Consider the following 17,495-nt stretch of genomic DNA (forward strand, 5'->3'; position numbering starts at 1 on the left):
CTCCCAGCCCCGTGGAAGCCCCGCTCGCGCGGGGAGTACCACTGGTCCGGGGTCTGGTCCGCCCTTGCTCCGGGGAACAGCCCCGCTCGCGCGGGGAGCAGATCACCAGGCGGTCGTCGATGAGCCAGAAGTCGGGAACAGCCCCGCTCGCGCGGGGAGCAGATCTCGTCGGAGACCAGTCCGATGAGTTCTTCGGGAACAGCCCCGCTCGCGCGGGGAGCAGGCTCGGCGACCTGCACGTCTATCGCGGCCGAGGCGTGGTTTTGCTTACTTCCAATGAATCGGTCATATCGGTTATTTCTGGTCTCATGGCGTTCCGTGAACCACTGCCGTACCCGCCAGCTTGTCAGTATTCCAGGTCATGGATTGTCGGGCTGCTCGCGGTCAAGGGAGCGGGACGATGCGGAGCCGTTCGCGCGGTGCGGCCACGTAGGTGCCGGAGCCGGCGCGGCCTTCGAGGGTGCCCACGGAGATCAGCAGTTCTTGGGCGCGGCGGATGACGTTGTCGCCGACGCCGTACGCGGCGGCGAGGTCGGCGCGCGAGGGGAGGCGGTCGCCGGGGGCCACTCCTGGTCGGCGATGCGCTGGCGGAGGGCGTCCGCGATCAGGAGATACGGCGGCTGACCAGGCAGGTGGACAAACTAGCCGTAGGGCTGACGCCCGAACGGACGGACGAGGGCGACCACACGGTACGAGCGAGGCTGAACGCGGCGTCGGCGTCGGTGTCGGTGTCGGACCCGGATGGGACGATTCGGGGATGGGGAATCTCTACGACTACTTCAGCGCTCCGGACGACGGCGTCGCGCTGACCGCGTTCGGGGCCGGTCCGGAGGCCGTGGGCCTGCCGACCGTGTGCACCAAGGGAATTGACTCCTACGTGCAGATGGGCACGCTTGAGTCGCGGCTCACCGGGGTTCCGTACGAGGAGATCGTCGCGCGGGATCGGTGCAACGATCTGCTCAGCAGCCCGGAGGACGAGAGTTCGTGGCTGGTCACCCTCACCGATGATCTGCGGGACGCCCTCGCGGCGGCGACGCCGGAGAAGCTGGGCGAGGTCGCGGTTCCCTGGTCGCGGGAAGAGGAGTTCCACGGGGAGGCCGACCCGGCGGACCTCGCCTCGTTCCTCGGCGCCCTTGCGGGGATAGCCCGGTCGGCCCACGCACACGGGCACCGGCTGTACTGCCTCATGTCGTTGTGAACGCATGGGCTGAGGATGCGGGCACCCCGAACGCGGACAACCCCGGACGAACCCGGGGAACCGGTGCGCTGAACTCAGACCCCGGGGATGCCGTCCTGGTCGACCTCGAACCGCCCGGGGCGGCGCACGGCCGGGTCCCCGCCCAACTTGCGCCGGCAGTTCTCCCCGAGCCCCCATGCGCGGCTCGCCGCATCGGACAGCGGATGCCCGCACATGCCGCACAGGACGACACGACGCCCCGCCGCCAACTCCGCGTCGGTGGCGAGGCCGGGCAGCGGGGCGTCAGAGGTCATGAGGACAGTGTGCGCGATACCCCGGCGACTGCGGGTATACCGGTCGCGCGGAACGGGTGGGGGCCGGCACGCTCGGCGGCGTGGAACGTGCAGAGGTGTTGCTCATCGGAGGGCGCGCGGGCGTCGGCAAGTCGACGGTGGCGTGGGAGGTTTCGGCGGGATCGCGGGTGGCGGCGGTGCCGCAAGCGGTCGTGGAGGGCGACTTCATGGGGCAGGTGCATCCGGCGCCGGAGGGGGATGCCGATCGCTCGCGGATCACCGAGCGCGATCTGGCGGCGCTGTGGGCGAACTACGCCGAGCTCGGCTACCGGCACCTGGTCCATACGAACACCGTGAGCGTGCTGCCCGAGTCGGCGGCGATGTTCACCCGCGCGATGGGGGCGGATCTGCGGATCGTACGGGTCCTGCTCACCGCCTCGGACGTCACCGCCACCGCGCGGCTGACGGGCCGTGAGCTCGGTACGGAGCCGGCGCACGAGGTGGGCAACAGCATCCGCAAGGCCCGGCTCCTGGACGAGCTGACCCCGGCGGACGCCGTCCGCGTGGCCACCGACGGCAGAACCGTCCCGGACATCGCCCGCGAGGCGCTGGCCGCCACGGGCTGAATCACCGCACGGAGTTGACGGCGCCGCATGGCGCTGACGGCGCCGCACCGTAGGTCTCAGACGGGCGTGCCGCCGCCCTCGGAGACGGTCCGGTGGACCTTGTCCACGGCCTTCTGGTAGAGCGTGGAGGCGAGTTGGGGCGAGTCGCCGGCGATCTGGAAGAACATGTAGCCGACCAGGACCGGGCCGACCCGGCCGAAGGCGAGGTACCCGTCGACCTGCACGCCGCTCAACTTCCCCTCCATGCGCGTCGCCGTGGTCTCGGCGCCGCCGAAGTGGACCGGGGCCAGCGTGAGGGCGAGCCGGGTGCCGCCCTCGGTGAGGGTGAGGTTGCGGCAGGTGGTGAGGGCGGCCTTGGCCCGCGCGTAGACGGCCGCTTCCTTGGCCGACGGGCCCGCGGTCAGCTCCTCACTGAGCAGCGGCCCGGTCTGCCCGCCGTTGAAGTCGGCCTCCTGCGTCCCCGGCCCGGGCGGCGCGTCCAGCACCTTTACGAGCGCGGCGCAGCCGGAGATCCCGCCGCCGCCGACGCCACCGCCGCCGGTCGAGTCCGCACCGCTCAGCCCGGTGTCCCCGGGGGTCAGCAGCGCGGCCTTCAGGTCGGACGGGCTCGGCGGCGCCGACTTGTCACCGCTCCGCGTCCCGGTGGCGGCCCCCGCGGTGCCGGCGGTCGCCGTCCCGCCGAGGACGGCTGCCGCGGTGAGCACCGCGGCCGTACACATCAGACGTGTCCTGCACACCCTGTGTCGACGACGCATCCCCAGCATGGGCGTCTCCCTCCGACGCTCTGGCCCGGGGCCGGGCCTCGCCCCTTCGCCAGTGTGCGCCGACCCATGCCGCACCGCACTGTCACGGCCGCCCGCCGCCCGCCCTCCCGGTCCGTGACCGCTCCGTCACCCGAGCCCTCCGCCGGCCGCGCCGGACGGCGGAAGACTCGGGTGACGCGGGAGGCGACCTGGGAAGGCCGAGCGCGGCAACCCGGGAAGGTCGAGCGACGCGACTTCTCCCGGGCGGCGTTTCCCCGGATCGACCGGAGATCAGGACATCGGGAGACCAGGAGATCAGGAAACCAGGAGATCAGGACATTACGACGTCACGAGTCAGGAAGAGGACGTCTCCTGCGCCGCCTTCTGGACGTACTCGTCGGTGTAGGTCTTCGCCAGGTCGATCTTGTGACCCTTGACGGCCGGGTCGATCGCGTTCAGCACCCGCAGCACGGTCTGCGGCGCGTCGGTCGGCATCTGGCCGGTGGGGTTGTACATGCCCATCTCGTTGGCCAGCGCCTGGATGTACTGGTCCTTGCCGCTGCCGGAGTAGAAGTCGGCCGGGACCTGGGCGGTGATCTGGGCGGCCGAATGCGATTCCATCCACTGGAGCGCCTGGTAGATCGCGTTGACCATCTTCTGAGTGGTGGCCTTGTGGCTGTTCGCCCATGACGTCTGGACGGTCAGCGCGGTTCCCGGGTACGGGCCGCCGAGGGCGGCCTTGGTGCCGGCGGCCGTGCGCATGTCGGCGACGATCGTGCCGAGGTGCTTCTTGAGCAGGGTCGAGATCGTCGGTTCGGTGGTGATACCGGCGTCGACCCGGTTGTGCTGGAAGGCCGCGACGAAGGTGGGCCCGGCGGCCACGGCCACGAGGTGGGTCTTGGTCAGCGGAATGTTGTTGTGGACCGCCAGGTAGGACCCGATGTTGGAGCTGGCCGAACCGAGCGAGGTCACACCGACGGTCTTGCCCCGCAGGTCCGCCGGGGACTTGAGCGACGGCTCGTTCGCGCGGGTCATCTCGACCATGCCCGGCGCCTGGAGCAACTGGACGACCGCCTCGGTGCTCTTGCCCTTGGCCTGGAGGTCGAGGTTGTGGTCGAAGAACCCGATCATGCCCTGGACATCGCCCTTGAGCAGCGCATCGGAGACCTGCGGGGTGCTCTGGAGGTTGTCGATCTTGACGTCCAGTCCCTGCTTCGTGAAGTAGCCCAACCGCTGGGCGAGGATGAGCGGGAGGTAACTCTGGTTCGCCTGGTTCGACAGGGCGATCGTCACCTTCGGCAGGGAACCCTCGCTCGCCGCGTCACTGCTGCCGGACTTGTCGTCCGAGCAGGCCGTCAGCCCTGCAGCCAGAAACGTCGTCGCGGCTATGAGAACGATCTTCTTGTGCCACATGCGCCTTGCCTTCTCCTCGGGAGCGGGCGTGTCGTCGGCCGTCTTCGGCCGCGCCGCGTTCCGCCTGTCATTGCGGGGTGAACCTTCATCAGGGAGATCACGTCGGTTATCGGGGTCATGTCACGTCACGCCCCTGCGCCGGACCTCTGCGGGCGTGGTTGCCACCGCAGCAGGCGCCGTTCCAGGAGCGTGATCAAGCCTTCGGCGGCCAGGGCGAACGCGGCCGTGATGAGCAGGCCCGCGTAGACGCCGTTGGGGTCGAAGTTGGCCTGCGCCTGGAAGATGAGCAGCCCGAGGCCCTGCTGCGCCCCGAGCAGTTCGCCCACGATCGCGCCGGTGACCGCGAAGCCGAACGCGACGTGCAGGCTGGTGGTGATCCAACTCAGGGCGGACGGGACGACGACGTGCAGGGTCACCTTGGTGTTCCCGGCGCCGAGGATGCGGGCGTTGGCGATGAGGTTGCGGTCCACCTCGCGGGCGCCCTGGAAGGCGTTGAAGAACACGCCGAAGAAGACCAGCACCGCCGACAGCATGACCTTGGAGCTGATGCCGAGGCCGAACCAGATCGCGAACACCGACCCGAGCAGGATGCGCGGTATCGAGTTCAGCGTCTTGATATAGGGGGCGAAGACGTCCGCCAGAAAGCGCAGCCGGCCCAGCAGGATGCCGAACACGACGCCGAGGGCCACCCCGATCCCGAAGCCCATCAGCGTTTCCTGGAGCGTCACCCACACCTGGTCCCACAGCGAGCCCTGCGAGGTGCCGTGGCGTACCCAGTCCCACAACTTCGAGCAGATGCCGGACGGTTCGCCGGAGTAGAACGTGTCGATGGTCCCCGCCGAGGCGAGCCCCTGCCACAGCCCGACGAACAGGGCGAAGACGACGACCCTGGCGAAGTTGACCAGCACTTGGCGCCGCCGCCGCTGCCGCCGGGCCGCCCGGCCGGTCCGATCCTTGGCGTCCGCCGCGTCCGCTGCGTCCGCTGCCGCGTCGGTTGTGCCGCTGGTCGTGCCGTCGATCGTGACCTCGGTCGTGCCGTTAGCCGTGTCGTCGGTCGGGCTGATGGTGTCGGGGCTGGCGTCCGCCGTATCGGCAGTCGACCGGGGACCGTGCACGTTCATGCGCTCATGCCTCTTCCGGCGGGGGTGGGTCAGGCCGCGGTCTCGGGCGTCGCGGTCACGGTGCGGCGGTAGGCGACCTGCACCTCGTCCCGCAGGGACTCCCAGATCCGCTCGTGGATCTTGACGAAATCGGGGGTGTGCCGGATCTCGCGTGGATTCCTGGGCCGGGGGAGATCGATCTCGAACGTCTCCTTCACGGTGGCCGGTCCCGCCGTCATGACGACGACCTTGTCGGCGAGTGAGATCGCCTCTTCCAGGTCGTGGGTGACGAACACCACCGAGGGCCGGGTCAGATCCCACAGGGAGAGCAGCTCGTCGGACATGATCTGCCGGGTCTGCACGTCCAGGCCGGCGAACGGCTCGTCCATGAGGAGCACCCGCGGCTGGTTGATCATCGTCTGGGCGAGTGCGACCCGTTTGCGCATCCCGCCGGAGAGCTGGTGCGGGTGGTACCGCTCGAACCCCGCCAGGCCGACCCGGCGTATCCAGTCGGTGGCGTCGGCGTGCGCCTCACGCCGTGACGCGCCGCGGAAGCGAGGGCCGGCCGCCACGTTGCCGATCACCGTCTTCCAGGGGAACACCGCGTCCGTCTGGAAGACGAAGCCCACGTCCTTGGCCAGCCCGTCCACGGGGCTGCCGTCGACGAGTACCTCGCCGGCGTCCGGCCGGTCCATGCCGGAGATCAGCGAGAGCGTGGTCGACTTCCCGCAGCCGGTCGGACCGACGACCGCGGTGAAATCTCCGGCCGCCACCGAGAAATTGACGTTGCGCAGGACCTCGTGATTGCCGCCCTGCGGGGTGCTGAAGTATTTGGTCACATTGCGCATCACGATAGGAGGCGTCGTCGGTTGCCGCGATGTGACCGCCCCATTGATGCGTTCACGCTGGGATTCGCTCGTCACGCCAGTGAGGCTGCCAGAACCCGGCGCGGGAGAACAACCTTGCCCAGCACGAGTGTACTGACTTAAGCGCGGACGCGGCGCTGAATATGCCGCTGGCCTCGTTCGCCGACCGTCCGGTGTCCGTAGAAAATCCGTAAAGTGTGGTTTCTGTGGATTGTCGACGATGGTTAGACGTGGCGTGTTCTTCGGGGGTAGTTTCTAGCGATGGCATTCCGTTATCTCGGCATACCGTCTGAAACCTACCTTCCGGACCGGCTCGTTCTGCGCATGCTCGTCCAGACTTTCCGGCCGGAACTAATGGACCGGCTGGTGGACAAAGCCGAGCGGCGAGAGCGCCGCCGGCGGCTGCTGCCCGCGCGGCTCATGATGTATTTCGCGCTCGCGATGTGGCTCTTCGGGACCTCCTCCTACGAGGAGGTGCTGGCCAAGCTGACCGGCGGCCTCCCCGAGTTGTTCCAGGACACTGGCGACCTGGCCACCGCGGCCGCCATCGCCCGGGCCCGTATGCGGTTGGGCGTCGAACCTCTCAAGGAGCTCTGCGCCCACGTGGCCACGGCGACCGGGCAATCGGCGCGGCCGGGCGGCGAGCGGGTGTTCGTCTTCGAGAGTCTCGCCATGGAGGTGCCGGACACTCCCGCGAACCGGGCCGCGTACGCGGTGCCCGACGTCACGTGTCAGGGGACGGGGCGCGCCGGCGACCAGGTGGAGCGGGTGGACCAGGTGGAGACGGACAGACGGGCGAGGGGGCGTCCGCTGGACGTGTGGTTGGTCTCGCTCACCGAGTGCCGGTTGCACCTTTCCGCGGCCTCGGCCATCGCCCCCAGCCGCGCGCTGGGCATCGAGGGCATCATCGCCGAATGGCCGCACGACCTCCTCGGCGCGGGGGCGCTGGTGGTCGGCGAGCAGGAAGCGGTCCCATCGGCGATGTGGAACGTGCTGGCCGCGGCCGGCGCCCACCAGATCTGGCGGGTGGGTGGCCGCGGCGACGCCGCGTACTTCCTGCCGGTGGTGCGCGAACTGCCCGACGGGTCGTACCTGTCGAAACTGCCGCCGGACGACCTGGCCGGCGGTCCGCAGTCCGGGCTCGTCGTCCGCGTGGTGCCGTGCGGTGCCGCCGCTTCGGGTCCCGGTTGGCGGTCCGAACCCGATGGGAGTGCTCCGGTGCTGGTCACGTCGTTCCTCGACGAGGCGGTGGCGGCGGACGAGATCACGGCCCGCCACGAGAGTGTGGTGGAGATGTGTGGAAATGGTGTCGGTCGATTCGCGGGGCGGATCGCGGGGCCGCGGGCGGTATTGCGGTCGAAAAGTCCCGAACTCATCCAGCAGGAAATATATGCGATGCTCTGCACGTATCACGCGGTAGGGCACCTGCTATCCCCGATGTATTCGGAGGGTTCGATTTCGGTTGCGGAGCGCGGTCGGGCGGTGTGACCGGGGTCGGCCGCCTTAAGTCAGTAGCGAGAGCCTTTGCTCCGGTGGGTGTGCGTGTGCTGAAATGAGATCCCTGACCAGCGCGCGGAGCGGAAGCAAGGCGCCTGCGACTTGGTGTCTACCTGAGTCGAGCGGTCGTTGTGGTGAACCGAATGACCAAGCGTCGCCGTGTTGCGCTGCGACGTTATGAGGGTTAAGGGTTAGTAAATGGAAGACCAGGGGTCTCGGGAAGCCGGCTATCCGTTGACGTACGGGGACCGCTTGGCGCATCACAATGTGGCGATACCGTGACAGCGGCACGGAGATCCCGTTCCGCTCCCGAACCGAAGCGGACCGCCGCCGGGTTCGGAAAGGTCCTCGCCGGGCTGCGCGTCAAGCGTCACCTGGGCGACTGGCGGCTCCGCAGCCGCATGCTGGTCCTGGTCCTGGTCCCGCTGATCGCGATCATCCCGCTCGTCGGTGTGCGCGTGGTCTCCGAGGTCGGCAGCCTCCGGTCCGCGGCCCACATCCAGGGCCAGACGCAGATCGCGCGACAGATCTCCACTCTGGTCGGCGCGCTTGACGACGAGCGCGACCTCACCGAGGTCGCGCTCAACGGATCGGGCGTCGCCAAGGACAAGGAACTGGCGGCGGCCCAGCGGACCACCAACGCGCAGGTGCAGGAGTTCGACGAGAGCCTGCGCCGGCAACAGAGCAGCGTCAGCGCCCTGCCCGCCGCGGTGCGGCAACTCGGCGCACGCGGGGAGGCCCGGCTCGGCGACCTGAACCCGCTGCGTGCCTCCGCACGGGGACTCGCGGCCGGCGCCGGCACGCCGACCTTCAGCGCGTACAGCACGATCATCGGCGACCTGCTGGACTTCAGCGACCAGCTCGCCGCGGTCAGCTCCGATCACACGCTCGGCAGCCTGGTCGCCACGCTGTCCTCGGTCGAACAGATCGAGCAGCAGACGTCGAGCGAACGCGGCTATCTCGTCGATGTGCTGGACCGCGGTGACTTCACGCTGGAGCAGAAGGAGAACATCGAGCAGGCGCAGTTCGAGACGGCCGGTAACGCGCTCGCCAACAACGCACCGACCTCGATCCTCAACCTCTACCAGTCGACGGTCAGCGGCGACAAGGTCGGTGCGGCCGACGGCACCGTCCAGGCGGTCTCCACCGCCGCGCAGGAGGGCATTCCGCTCGCCGGCCTGAAGATCAGCAAGGCCACCGCGTTCAACCAGTTGACGGACAAGCTCAACGCGGTGCGGATCGTCGAGCGACAGGCCGTCGCGGACATGAACCAGCGCGCCTCGCACCTGCTGTCGGCCGGGCGGACCCAGCTCTACGAGAACATCGCCATCATCGTCGCGGTGGTCGCGCTGTCCTTCCTCGGCGCCCTGGTCCTCGCCAGGTCCGTCGTGCGGCCGCTGCGCACGCTGCGCGTCTCCGCGCTGGACGTCGCGGACAACCGCCTGCCGGACGCCGTCCGCCGGCTTCGCGACCTGGAGCCCGCGGAGACGGACGAGCCGGTGCGGGTCCAGCCGATCGAGTTGCAGACGCAGGACGAGGTCGGCCAGGTGGCGCGCGCCTTCGACCGCGTGCACTTCGAGGCGGTCCGGCTCGCCACCGAGCAGGCGAGGATGCGCAGCAACGTCAACGCGATCTTCACCAACCTGTCGCGCCGCAGCGAGAGCCTCGTGCTGCGGCAACTCCAGCTCATCGACGACCTGGAGAACAGCGAGCAGGACCCGAGTCAGCTGGCCAGCCTGTTCCAGCTCGACCACCTCGCGACACGGATGCGCCGCAACAACGAGAACCTTCTGGTGCTCGCCGGCGAGGAGCAGAGCCGCCGCTGGAACCAGCCGGTGTCGCTGTTCGACCTGGTCCGCGCCGCCACCGCCGAGGTCGAGCAGTACGAACGCGTGGTGCTGTACGAGCTGCCCGACGTGGCGGTGGCCGGTCATGCCGCGACCGACGTCGTCCACCTCGTGGCCGAGCTCATCGAGAACGCCACCGCGTTCTCCGGCCCCGAGACCCAGGTGCTGGTGGGAGGCAAGATACTCGCCTCCGGCGACGTCGTTCTGGACATCGCGGACGCGGGCATCGGCATCCGGCCCGAGGAACTGGACCGGATCAACCGCCGGCTCGCCGAGCCGCCCGTGCTCGACGTGGCGATATCCCGCCGCATGGGTCTGTTCGTCGTCGGGCGGCTGGCGGCCAAGTACGGCATCCAGGTGCGGCTGACCGGTTCCGGCCGGCCCGGCCTCAACGCGCTGATCCGGATTCCGCCGGCCTTGCTGCTGTCCGTGGGCGAGATCGATGCCGGCGCGGGACCGGCGTTCGACCAGTCGACCATGCGCCCTGGCCAGTACGACACTCCCGACCTCGCCGGAGTGCTCCGCTCCGGGGTCCCGTCGGGGCCGGTCGGCGAACCGCGGTTCGAGACTTCCCACGGTCCGGCGGTGGAGACCGGCGCGCCTGGCCGGCGGTACGAGGAGACGCCGACCGGGCGCCACTCAGGTCCGCCGGAAGGCGGCTTCCCGTGGTTCAACGACGAGGAGCAGGCGGCGGCCCAGCCCGGTCACGACTTCTCCTGGTTCGTGCAGCCGCTCGAGGAACATCCGCTTTCGGCCGACGCGGACGGCCGCGTGGCGCGGGAAGGGCTCCCGCCGGCCGCGTCCCACGCACCAGGCGCCCACCTGCCCGCCTTGCCGCAGCCGCAGCCGCAGCCCGGTCGGCACGCCTACCCCGGCTCGGCGCCGGGCGGACCCGGGTCCGAGCGGTTGCCGATCTTCGAGTCGACGAGGTCGGGCTGGCCCGACCCGGAGGGCGGCCATGGACAACCGGACCGCGGACAGCAGGGCGGCGGACAACCGGACCACGCACTACCGGACCGCGCACAGCCGGGCCGTGGGCTGCCGGACACCGGTTGGCAGCCGGTCGGCGGGCCGACGACCGGAGGTTCGACGACCGGAGGTACGACCGCTCAGGGACTGCCCCGGCGCGTGCCGCCCGGCAACTCCCCGCCCGGTGTGGTGGCGCGCGATGGAGCGCCGCAGCCGAACGCGGCGCCGGCCGCACCACGCCAGGCCGACGTGATGAGGGAGCGGTTGTCGAGCTTCCACCAGGGCGTCAGGCGGGGGAAGTACGGGGCCGGGCGTGACGACGGGCATGGCCGGTCACCGGGCGGATCGGGTCCGGTATGAGCCGGTTGCCGTTCCCTTCGCCCGCAGCGCCCCCGGACGACGTCCCCAGCAGCATAGGAAGCAGCCACAGCCATGAGAGACCTGAGCAACGCAGCGCAGAACCTGAACTGGCTCATCGCCAACTTCGTCAAGCAGGTGCCGGGGGTCGCGCACGCGGTGGTCGTCTCCTCGGACGGCGTCCAACTCCTGGCCTCGGCGTCCATGCCCAAGGACCGGGGCGACCAACTCGCCGCGATGGCCTCGGGTCTGGCGAGCCTGACGCAGGGAGCCGCCACGCTGTTCGAGGCCGGGGCGGTCACCCAGACCGTGGTGGACATGCTGAATGGCTTCCTCTTCCTGACGTCGATCAGCGACGGCTCCGTCCTGGTGGTGCTCGCCTCGCCCACCTGCGACATGAAAGTCGTCGGTTACGAGATGACGTTGCTGGTCGAACGGACCGGCGACGTGCTCACCCCCGCCGTGCGCAGAGAGCTGCAGAGCGCGCTGGCCGAGTGAGGCCCGGTGCGATCAGCCGTCCGCGTCACACCCGGAAGGATGTGTGTTCGTGAGTGCAGACCGCAGGCGCAACTCGTCGCCTTTCGTGCGCCCGTACGCCGTTACACGCGGACGTACGACAGCGCGGACCGATTTCGCGCTCGAGGCGCTGGTAGGCACCACCGCACGCGCCTGGGAAAGCGGTGTACGGCTGTTCCCCGAGCAGCAGGCGATTTGTCGGCTGTGCATGAACCTGATCTCGGTGGCCGAGATCTCAGCGCTGCTGAACATCCCGCTCGGCGTCACGCGCGTCCTGGTGGGCGACCTGGCCGAGGGCGGCTTCGTCAACGTCCAGCAGCCGGGCCACGTAGGGGGACGGCCGGACGTCACGCTGCTGGAGAGGGTGCTCACCGGTCTGCGCGGCCTGTGACTTCCCCGCCGGAGCCCGTCTCCCCGGACGACGACCTACGGAGTGCCATGTCCCAACTGCCCCAGCTCGCGGTGTCCTTCGGTGCCGCGGCGCAGGACTACGACCGCTACCGGATGGGGCCGCCGGCGCAGGCGCTCGACTGGCTGCTGCCCGCGGACTGCCCCTCGGTGCTCGACCTGGGCGCAGGGACCGGCCTGTTGACCCGTCAGCTCGCCGACCGCGCCGAGGACGTCGTGGCGGTCGAACCCGATGCCCGCATGCGCGAGGTGCTGGCCGGCGCCTGTCCGCGGGCGACGGTGCTCGAAGGGACCGGCGAGCACATCCCGTTGCCCGACGCCCGGGTCGACGCGGTCACGATCTCCGCGGCATGGCACTGGATGGACCCGGCCGCCGCACTCCCGGAGATCGCCCGGGTGCTCAAGCCGGGCGGGACGCTCGGCGTCCTGTACACGCGCAGGGACCGGCGGGTGCCGTGGCTCGACCGGCTGGACGCCTACGTCCACGACGAGATGGGGACCGACGACAGGGTCGGGGACCTGATCGCGCGGATGAACGACGGGCCGTGGTTGCCGGCCGGCGTGCCCTTCACCGAACCGGTGACACACGCCGTCACCTGGACCGCCGCGATGACCGCCGAGGAGGTGACCGCCATGTTCGCCACCTACAGCAGGTTCATCGCGCTGCCGGCCGAGCGGCAGGCGGAACTCGCGGCCCGGATCGAGGCGAAGGTCCGCGAAACGGCGGAAGTGCGGGATGGTCTGGTCCAGTTGCCCCTGGTCTGCTACTGCTGGCGCAGTCACCGGACCGGCGCCTGACGTACGGGCCGGCCCCTGACGTACGGGAGCCCCGGACCGCGTGATCCGGACCGCGTGACCGTGATCGCGTGACCGCGTGACCCGGACCGCACGACATGACCCGCACACCTCGCGGGCCGGACCGCGTGCCCCGGACCCTCAGCCCCCGGAAGCCGCTCCGCGCACCGCTTCCGCCACCGGGTCGGGCCCCGCGATCAGCTCCAGGGTCCGCCCGGCCGTGCCGGGCGCCGTCAGCAACTCCGCCAGCACCGCCGCCACGTCATCACGCGGGACCGAGCCGCGCCCGGTGGACGCGGCGAGGTGCACCCGGCCGGTACCGCTGTCGTTCGTCAGGGCACCCGGGCGCAGGATCGTCCAGTCCAGCCCCTCGTGCGCCCGCACCGCGTCGTCCGCCGCGCCCTTCGCCCGCAGGTACGCCGTGAAGACGGGGTCCACGCCGGCCGCCTTCGCGTCCGCGCCCATGGACGAGACCACCAGGAAGCGCCGTACCCCGGCCCGCTCGGCCGCGTCCGCGAGGAGCACGGCCGCGCCCTGGTCCACGCTCTGCTTGCGCGCCGCCCCGGAGCCCGCGCCCGCGCCCGCCGCGAACACCGCGGCGTCGGCGCCCTCCAGTACCGCCGCCACCTGCTCCACCGTCGCCGACTCCAGGTCGAGCACGACCGGTTCGGCACCCACCGCCCGCAGGTCGTCAGCCTGGGCGGCGTTGCGGATCAACCCGGCCGCGCTGTCCCCGCGCCCGCTCAGCAGCCGTTCGAGCCGCAGCGCGATCTGTCCGTGTCCACCAGCGATCACCGTACGCATGCCGTGACGCTACGCCTCGCGGTGCGCCTGGCGCGGGAGGTCGAGGGCCGCGTCGCCGGACGAGTCGCAGTACTCGCGCACCGCGCTGGTCCGGGAGACCACCCGGCCGCGGTGGATCACGATCCGGCTGTAGGCGAGCGAGAGCACGCCGGCCAGGCTCTCCCCGCGCACGGCGAGCAACTCGGCCGGGAAGCCCGCCTCCACGCGTACCTCCGGCAGCCCGAGTACCGCCCGGGCCTCGGCGCTGACCAGGTCGTACGCCCGCTGGGGAGCGCACTCGCCGTGCGAGGCGAGCAGGAACGCCGCCTCCAGCGGGTCGCCGCGGCCCACCGGGTTCGCCAGGTCGCAGAGCGCGCCGCTGCCCGCGGTGACCCGCACTCCCGCCGAGCGCAGTGCGCGGACCGCGGTGAGCGGTGCCAGCGGGCGGACGGAGGCGGCGGCGCGGGCGGCCGGGGTGTCCGGCGCGGGCGCGCAGCGGTCCAGGGCGCCGCAGCCGCCCTGGGGGAGCGCGACCACGGAGACACCCGCGGCGGCCAGCCGGTCGGCGGTGCGCGCCACGCCATCCGGTCCTTGCGTGGCCAGGCCGTGGCAGGGGCCGAGGGTGACGCCGGGCCGCAGCCCGCCGGCCATCGCGGCCAGCCGGGCCATCCGCGCCGGGTCGTCGGCGGCGGTGTGCAGGTCGACCGGCAGGCCGAACTCGGCGGCCAGCGTCAGCACCGCCTCGGCGTAGCCGCTCGGGTCCGGGTCGAGGTCCGGGCAGCCGCCCACCGCCGAAGCGCCCATCTTCAGCGCGTCGCGCAGCATCGCCAGGCCGTCCGCGCCGGCGGCGCCGGTCAGCACCCTGGGTACCGCCACCGCCTGCACGTCGAGCAGCCCGCGCAGCGACTGCCGGGCCTGGAGCACCGCCTCCAAAGAGCGCAGCCCGCGGACGTCGCCGATCCGTACATGGCTGCGCACCGCCGTGGCGCCGTGGCCGAGTTGGAGCAGCGCGGCCTCGGTGGCGCGGCGCTGGACGTCCTCGGTGTCGCCGGAGGGCGGGCCGCCGGCGGTGAGCGCGAAGTCCAGGTGCGCGTGTGGCTCGGCGGGCGCGGGCAGCAGGAGGTAGCCGTGCAGGTCGATCCGGGCGCCGCGGTCGATCCGGGCGCCGCGGGTGCCCAGGTCGGAACGGTCGGTGCGGTCCGGCCGGTCGATGCGGTCGCCGCGCACCGGACGGTCGGCGGACCGCTCGCCGCCACCCCCGCGGTCGGGCCGGTCCGCGGACACGGCAAGGCTGCCCGCGGTGCCCACGGCCTCGATCCGCGAGCCGCTCAGCCGGACGTCTACGGTCCGGCCGTCGGTGAGGTGGGCGCCGCACAGCAGCAGGGTGGCGGTCTCCGCGGTGGTGCCGCGGGGGCTGTCGGTCATCGCGCTCCTCCGGTACGGGCCTTGCGAGCGGTGGGAGGCAGGATCACGGGACAGGACGACGGGCGATCATCTGCAGATCACGGAAGATGATCGGGGAGCAGGGCAAACGGCATGATCACGCACTCCGAGCGTAGGGCGCCCGATGGCGAGGTCCCGGCAGGAGCGCATTAGTCGTACCGGCCGGGGTCGCGCGAAACGTGCTGTCCACGGGCCCGGGGCGCGGCTCCCGACGTGGCGCGGACGCCACACGGAAGAGGTGCCCGCCCTGGCATCCGGGAGGCGCCCGCCCCGACACGTACGAGGCGCGGACGCGGTGCCGCGGCGGTCGCGGACGCGGTGCGGAAACGGCGCCGACGGGCCCCGGGGGAGGCGTGGTTCGGGTGTCCGCCAGGTCCGATGTGCCCCGCCGGATACGGATTTCACGTATCGCTGCGGAGCGTGTAATGTCTTCCTCGCTCGCCCCAATAGCTCAGTCGGTAGAGCGTCTCCATGGTAAGGAGAAGGTCTACGGTTCGATTCCGTATTGGGGCTCTGATGGATCGGTCCCCCGTCGTCTCGGCGGGGGCCAGTTCGTCGAGGCGGCGTAGCTCAGTCGGTAGAGCAAGCGGCTCATAATCGCTGTGTCACCGGTTCAAGTCCGGTCGCCGCTACTCTCCGTAGCCGATTGCGGGTTCGGTCCCTCGATCGGCTACTCTTCCTGTGTTCATAACACCCGTTCGTCAAGGAGCACTCACGTGGCCGCCACCGACGTCCGCCCCAAGATCACGCTGGCCTGCGTTGAGTGCAAGGAGCGGAACTACATCACCAAGAAGAACCGGCGCAACGACCCGGACCGTCTTGAGATGAAGAAGCACTGCCCCCGCTGCAACGCTCACACCGCGCACCGCGAGACCCGCTGACCCAGGCGACACCTCTCCAAGTGCTGCCGAGGCGAGGCTGTTCGCGGCAGGCCGCCGGGATCATACGGTTCCGGCAGACCGCGACTCCGGGCTCCGCATCGGCGGAAGTCCGGACCATGTCCGGCTGAAGCTCTACCGTGAGGCCGTTCCCGTATTCCGGGGGCGGCCTCACGGCATGTCCCGACCCGCGCGGCATGTGCCGACCCCATCCGTATCCGGAGGTAACGATGGCCCTCGACCCGTCCTTCGTGGGGCGGAGCTATCCGCCCAGCAGTGTCTACGAGGTCGGCCGGGAGAAGATCCGCGAGTTCGCCGAGGCGATCGGCGACCCGAACCCGGTGTACGTCGACGCCGAGGCGGCCAAGGCGCTCGGCCACCCCGACGTGATCGCGCCGCCGACCTTCCCCTTCGCGATCAGCTACAAGGCGGCCGGCCTGGTGGTCCGTGACCCCGAACTCGGGCTCGACTACAGCCGGGTGGTGCACGGCGACCAGAAGTTCGCCTATCGCCGTCCGGTTCGGGCCGGCGACCGGCTCACGGTCACCTCCACGATCGACACGATCAAGTCCCTGGCGGGCAACGACGTCATCGAGATCCGCGGCGAGATCCACGACGAGTCCGGCGAGCATGTGGTGACCGCCCTGACGAAGTTGGTGGCCCGCGCGGCCGAGCCGGACGACGCCGGCGAAAGTGGCAGCAGCAGCGACAAGAGCGGGGACGAGTGATGGCCGCGGCAATCGCCTACGACGACGTCGAGGTCGGCACCGAACTGCCCGCCAGGGACTTCCCGGTCAGCCGGGCCACCCTCGTGCAGTACGCCGGCGCCTCGGGCGACTTCAACCCCATTCACTGGAACGAGAAGTTCGCCCGCGAGGTCGGGTTGCCCGACGTCATCGCGCACGGCATGTTCACGATGGCCGTCGCGATCCGTGTCGTCACCGACTGGACCGTCGATCCCGGTGCCGTCGAGGAGTACGGCGTCCGCTTCACCAAGCCGGTCGTCGTTCCCGACGACGACCGCGGCGCCACCGTCCACGTCGCCGCGAAGGTCGCCGCCAAGCTCGACGACCGCCGCGTCCGTATCGACCTCGTCGCCACCTCCGACGGCCAGAAGGTCCTCGGCATGTCCCGCGCCGTGGTCCGCCTCGCCTGACCCGCGCCCCACCCCGTTCCGCCGAACATGTTGACTAGTAAGTGATTGGCCACTAACTTAATCCGCATGGCAAGGATGAGCGCGGAGGACCGACGCGTCAGCGTCATCAGCGCGGCGATGAGCGAGTTCGCCCAGGGCGGCTACAAGGGCACGTCCACCGAAGCGATCGCCCGCCGCGTAGGTGTCTCCCAGCCCTACCTGTTCCGCCTGTTCCCCAACAAGCAGGCCATCTTCCTCGCGGCCGCCGAACACTGCCTCGCCCAGACCCGCGAGGTCTTCGCGAAGGCCGTGGATTGCGTCCCCGCCGAGGGCCGCATGCACGCGATGGCCGCCGCGTACCAGCAACTCCTCCAGGACGAACCGGAGAAGCTGCTGATGCAGATGCAGATGTACGCGGCGGTCGCGGCCGCGGAGGCCGGCGGCGACCACGAGTTCGGCTCGACGCTCAGGGCGGGCTGGCAGCGGATGTGGGACGAGGTCCGCGCCGCGCTGGGCACGGACGTCGAAGAGACGACGCGGTTCTTCGCGTACGGAATGCTGATCAACACCCTCGTCTCGCTGGGCTTCCCGCCGGGCCATCCGAACTGGGAAGGGTTCTACGAGCCGGCGAGGCCCGACTGACCGGGGC

At 70.6% G+C, this 17,495-nt stretch carries 18 protein-coding genes, 2 tRNA genes and 1 pseudogene; 13 read left to right on the forward strand and 8 right to left on the reverse strand.

From position 1 onward, the window contains the following. Positions 1–371 precede the first annotated feature (371 nt). Positions 372–632: pseudogene (locus AC13HU_RS11450) on the reverse strand (GntR family transcriptional regulator); the annotation flags it as partial. 125 nt (positions 633–757) lie between these two features. Between AC13HU_RS11450 and AC13HU_RS11455 the strand changes: the two are divergent. After that, complete coding sequence (locus AC13HU_RS11455; protein WP_483041697.1) at positions 758–1,198, forward strand: hypothetical protein; 441 nt, start codon at positions 758–760, stop codon at positions 1,196–1,198. Between the two features lie 74 nt (positions 1,199–1,272). Here AC13HU_RS11455 and AC13HU_RS11460 read toward each other — a convergent pair whose 3' ends face one another. Beyond that, the gene (locus AC13HU_RS11460; protein WP_483041698.1) at positions 1,273–1,491 is read right to left on the reverse strand and encodes a DUF6011 domain-containing protein; all 219 of its coding nucleotides are present in this window, start codon (positions 1,489–1,491) and stop codon (positions 1,273–1,275) included. An 80-nt stretch (positions 1,492–1,571) separates the two neighbouring features. On the opposite strand from AC13HU_RS11460, the gene AC13HU_RS11465 reads away from it, so the two are divergent. Beyond that, positions 1,572–2,096, forward strand: a complete 525-nt coding sequence (locus tag AC13HU_RS11465) for a hypothetical protein (RefSeq protein ID WP_483041699.1) — start codon at positions 1,572–1,574, stop codon at positions 2,094–2,096. Positions 2,097–2,152: 56 nt separating this feature from the next. Here the strand turns inward: AC13HU_RS11465 and AC13HU_RS11470 are convergent, their stop codons facing one another. From AC13HU_RS11470 to AC13HU_RS11485, 4 genes are all read right to left on the reverse strand, one after another. Next, positions 2,153–2,815, reverse strand: a complete 663-nt coding sequence (locus tag AC13HU_RS11470; protein WP_483041700.1) for a hypothetical protein — start codon at positions 2,813–2,815, stop codon at positions 2,153–2,155. A 378-nt stretch (positions 2,816–3,193) separates the two neighbouring features. After that, the gene (locus AC13HU_RS11475; RefSeq protein WP_483041701.1) at positions 3,194–4,252 is read right to left on the reverse strand and encodes an ABC transporter substrate-binding protein; all 1,059 of its coding nucleotides are present in this window, start codon (positions 4,250–4,252) and stop codon (positions 3,194–3,196) included. Between the two features lie 125 nt (positions 4,253–4,377). Further along, positions 4,378–5,373: an ABC transporter permease gene (locus AC13HU_RS11480; protein WP_483041702.1), complete on the reverse strand. Its 996-nt coding sequence runs from the start codon at positions 5,371–5,373 to the stop codon at positions 4,378–4,380. Positions 5,374–5,402: 29 nt separating this feature from the next. Then, entirely contained in the window at positions 5,403–6,200 is a 798-nt protein-coding gene (locus tag AC13HU_RS11485; protein ID WP_483041703.1) for an ABC transporter ATP-binding protein, read from the reverse strand. 342 nt (positions 6,201–6,542) lie between these two features. Here AC13HU_RS11485 and AC13HU_RS11490 point away from each other — a divergent pair, with 342 nt between their 5' ends. The 5 genes from AC13HU_RS11490 (at position 6,543) to AC13HU_RS11510 (ending at position 12,610) form a co-directional block, all read left to right on the forward strand. Then, positions 6,543–7,706 carry a transposase domain-containing protein gene (locus AC13HU_RS11490; protein ID WP_483041704.1) on the forward strand — a complete coding sequence of 388 codons (1,164 nt, stop codon included), beginning with the start codon at positions 6,543–6,545 and terminating at the stop codon, positions 7,704–7,706. A gap of 287 nt (positions 7,707–7,993) precedes the next feature. After that, entirely contained in the window at positions 7,994–10,891 is a 2,898-nt protein-coding gene (locus AC13HU_RS11495) for a sensor histidine kinase (RefSeq protein WP_483041705.1), read from the forward strand. A 72-nt stretch (positions 10,892–10,963) separates the two neighbouring features. Further along, positions 10,964–11,386 (forward strand): roadblock/LC7 domain-containing protein, encoded by a 423-nt coding sequence (locus AC13HU_RS11500; RefSeq protein WP_483041706.1) that lies wholly within the window; start codon positions 10,964–10,966, stop codon positions 11,384–11,386. A gap of 49 nt (positions 11,387–11,435) precedes the next feature. Then, positions 11,436–11,795, forward strand: a complete 360-nt coding sequence (locus tag AC13HU_RS11505; protein WP_483041707.1) for a DUF742 domain-containing protein — start codon at positions 11,436–11,438, stop codon at positions 11,793–11,795. A 47-nt stretch (positions 11,796–11,842) separates the two neighbouring features. After that, positions 11,843–12,610 (forward strand): class I SAM-dependent methyltransferase, encoded by a 768-nt coding sequence (locus AC13HU_RS11510; RefSeq protein WP_483041708.1) that lies wholly within the window; start codon positions 11,843–11,845, stop codon positions 12,608–12,610. A 138-nt stretch (positions 12,611–12,748) separates the two neighbouring features. On the opposite strand, the gene AC13HU_RS11515 is transcribed toward AC13HU_RS11510, so the two are convergent. Both AC13HU_RS11515 and AC13HU_RS11520 read right to left on the reverse strand, forming a co-directional pair. Continuing rightward, positions 12,749–13,411 carry an NAD(P)H-binding protein gene (locus AC13HU_RS11515; RefSeq protein ID WP_483041709.1) on the reverse strand — a complete coding sequence of 221 codons (663 nt, stop codon included), beginning with the start codon at positions 13,409–13,411 and terminating at the stop codon, positions 12,749–12,751. A 9-nt stretch (positions 13,412–13,420) separates the two neighbouring features. Continuing rightward, on the reverse strand, positions 13,421–14,815 hold the full coding sequence (locus AC13HU_RS11520; protein WP_483041710.1) for an amidohydrolase family protein: 1,395 nt from the start codon (positions 14,813–14,815) through the stop codon (positions 13,421–13,423). A gap of 458 nt (positions 14,816–15,273) precedes the next feature. On the opposite strand from AC13HU_RS11520, the gene AC13HU_RS11525 reads away from it, so the two are divergent. The 6 genes from AC13HU_RS11525 (at position 15,274) to AC13HU_RS11550 (ending at position 17,488) form a co-directional block, all read left to right on the forward strand. Next, positions 15,274–15,346 (forward strand) — tRNA-Thr (locus AC13HU_RS11525). 46 nt (positions 15,347–15,392) lie between these two features. Then, positions 15,393–15,465, forward strand: a tRNA-Met gene (locus AC13HU_RS11530). 84 nt (positions 15,466–15,549) lie between these two features. Next, positions 15,550–15,714, forward strand: coding sequence for a 50S ribosomal protein L33 (rpmG, locus tag AC13HU_RS11535; protein ID WP_004571794.1), 165 nt, complete (start codon positions 15,550–15,552; stop codon positions 15,712–15,714). A gap of 227 nt (positions 15,715–15,941) precedes the next feature. Further along, complete coding sequence (locus AC13HU_RS11540) at positions 15,942–16,439, forward strand: FAS1-like dehydratase domain-containing protein (protein WP_483041711.1); 498 nt, start codon at positions 15,942–15,944, stop codon at positions 16,437–16,439. Next, positions 16,439–16,867, forward strand: coding sequence for a MaoC family dehydratase (locus AC13HU_RS11545; protein ID WP_483041712.1), 429 nt, complete (start codon positions 16,439–16,441; stop codon positions 16,865–16,867). The genes AC13HU_RS11540 and AC13HU_RS11545 overlap by 1 nt, the downstream gene beginning before the upstream one ends. Before the next feature lie 66 nt (positions 16,868–16,933). Further along, on the forward strand, positions 16,934–17,488 hold the full coding sequence (locus AC13HU_RS11550; protein ID WP_483041713.1) for a TetR/AcrR family transcriptional regulator: 555 nt from the start codon (positions 16,934–16,936) through the stop codon (positions 17,486–17,488). Positions 17,489–17,495: the final 7 nt, after the last annotated feature.

Source organism: Streptomyces sp. NH27 (assembly GCF_056859195.1).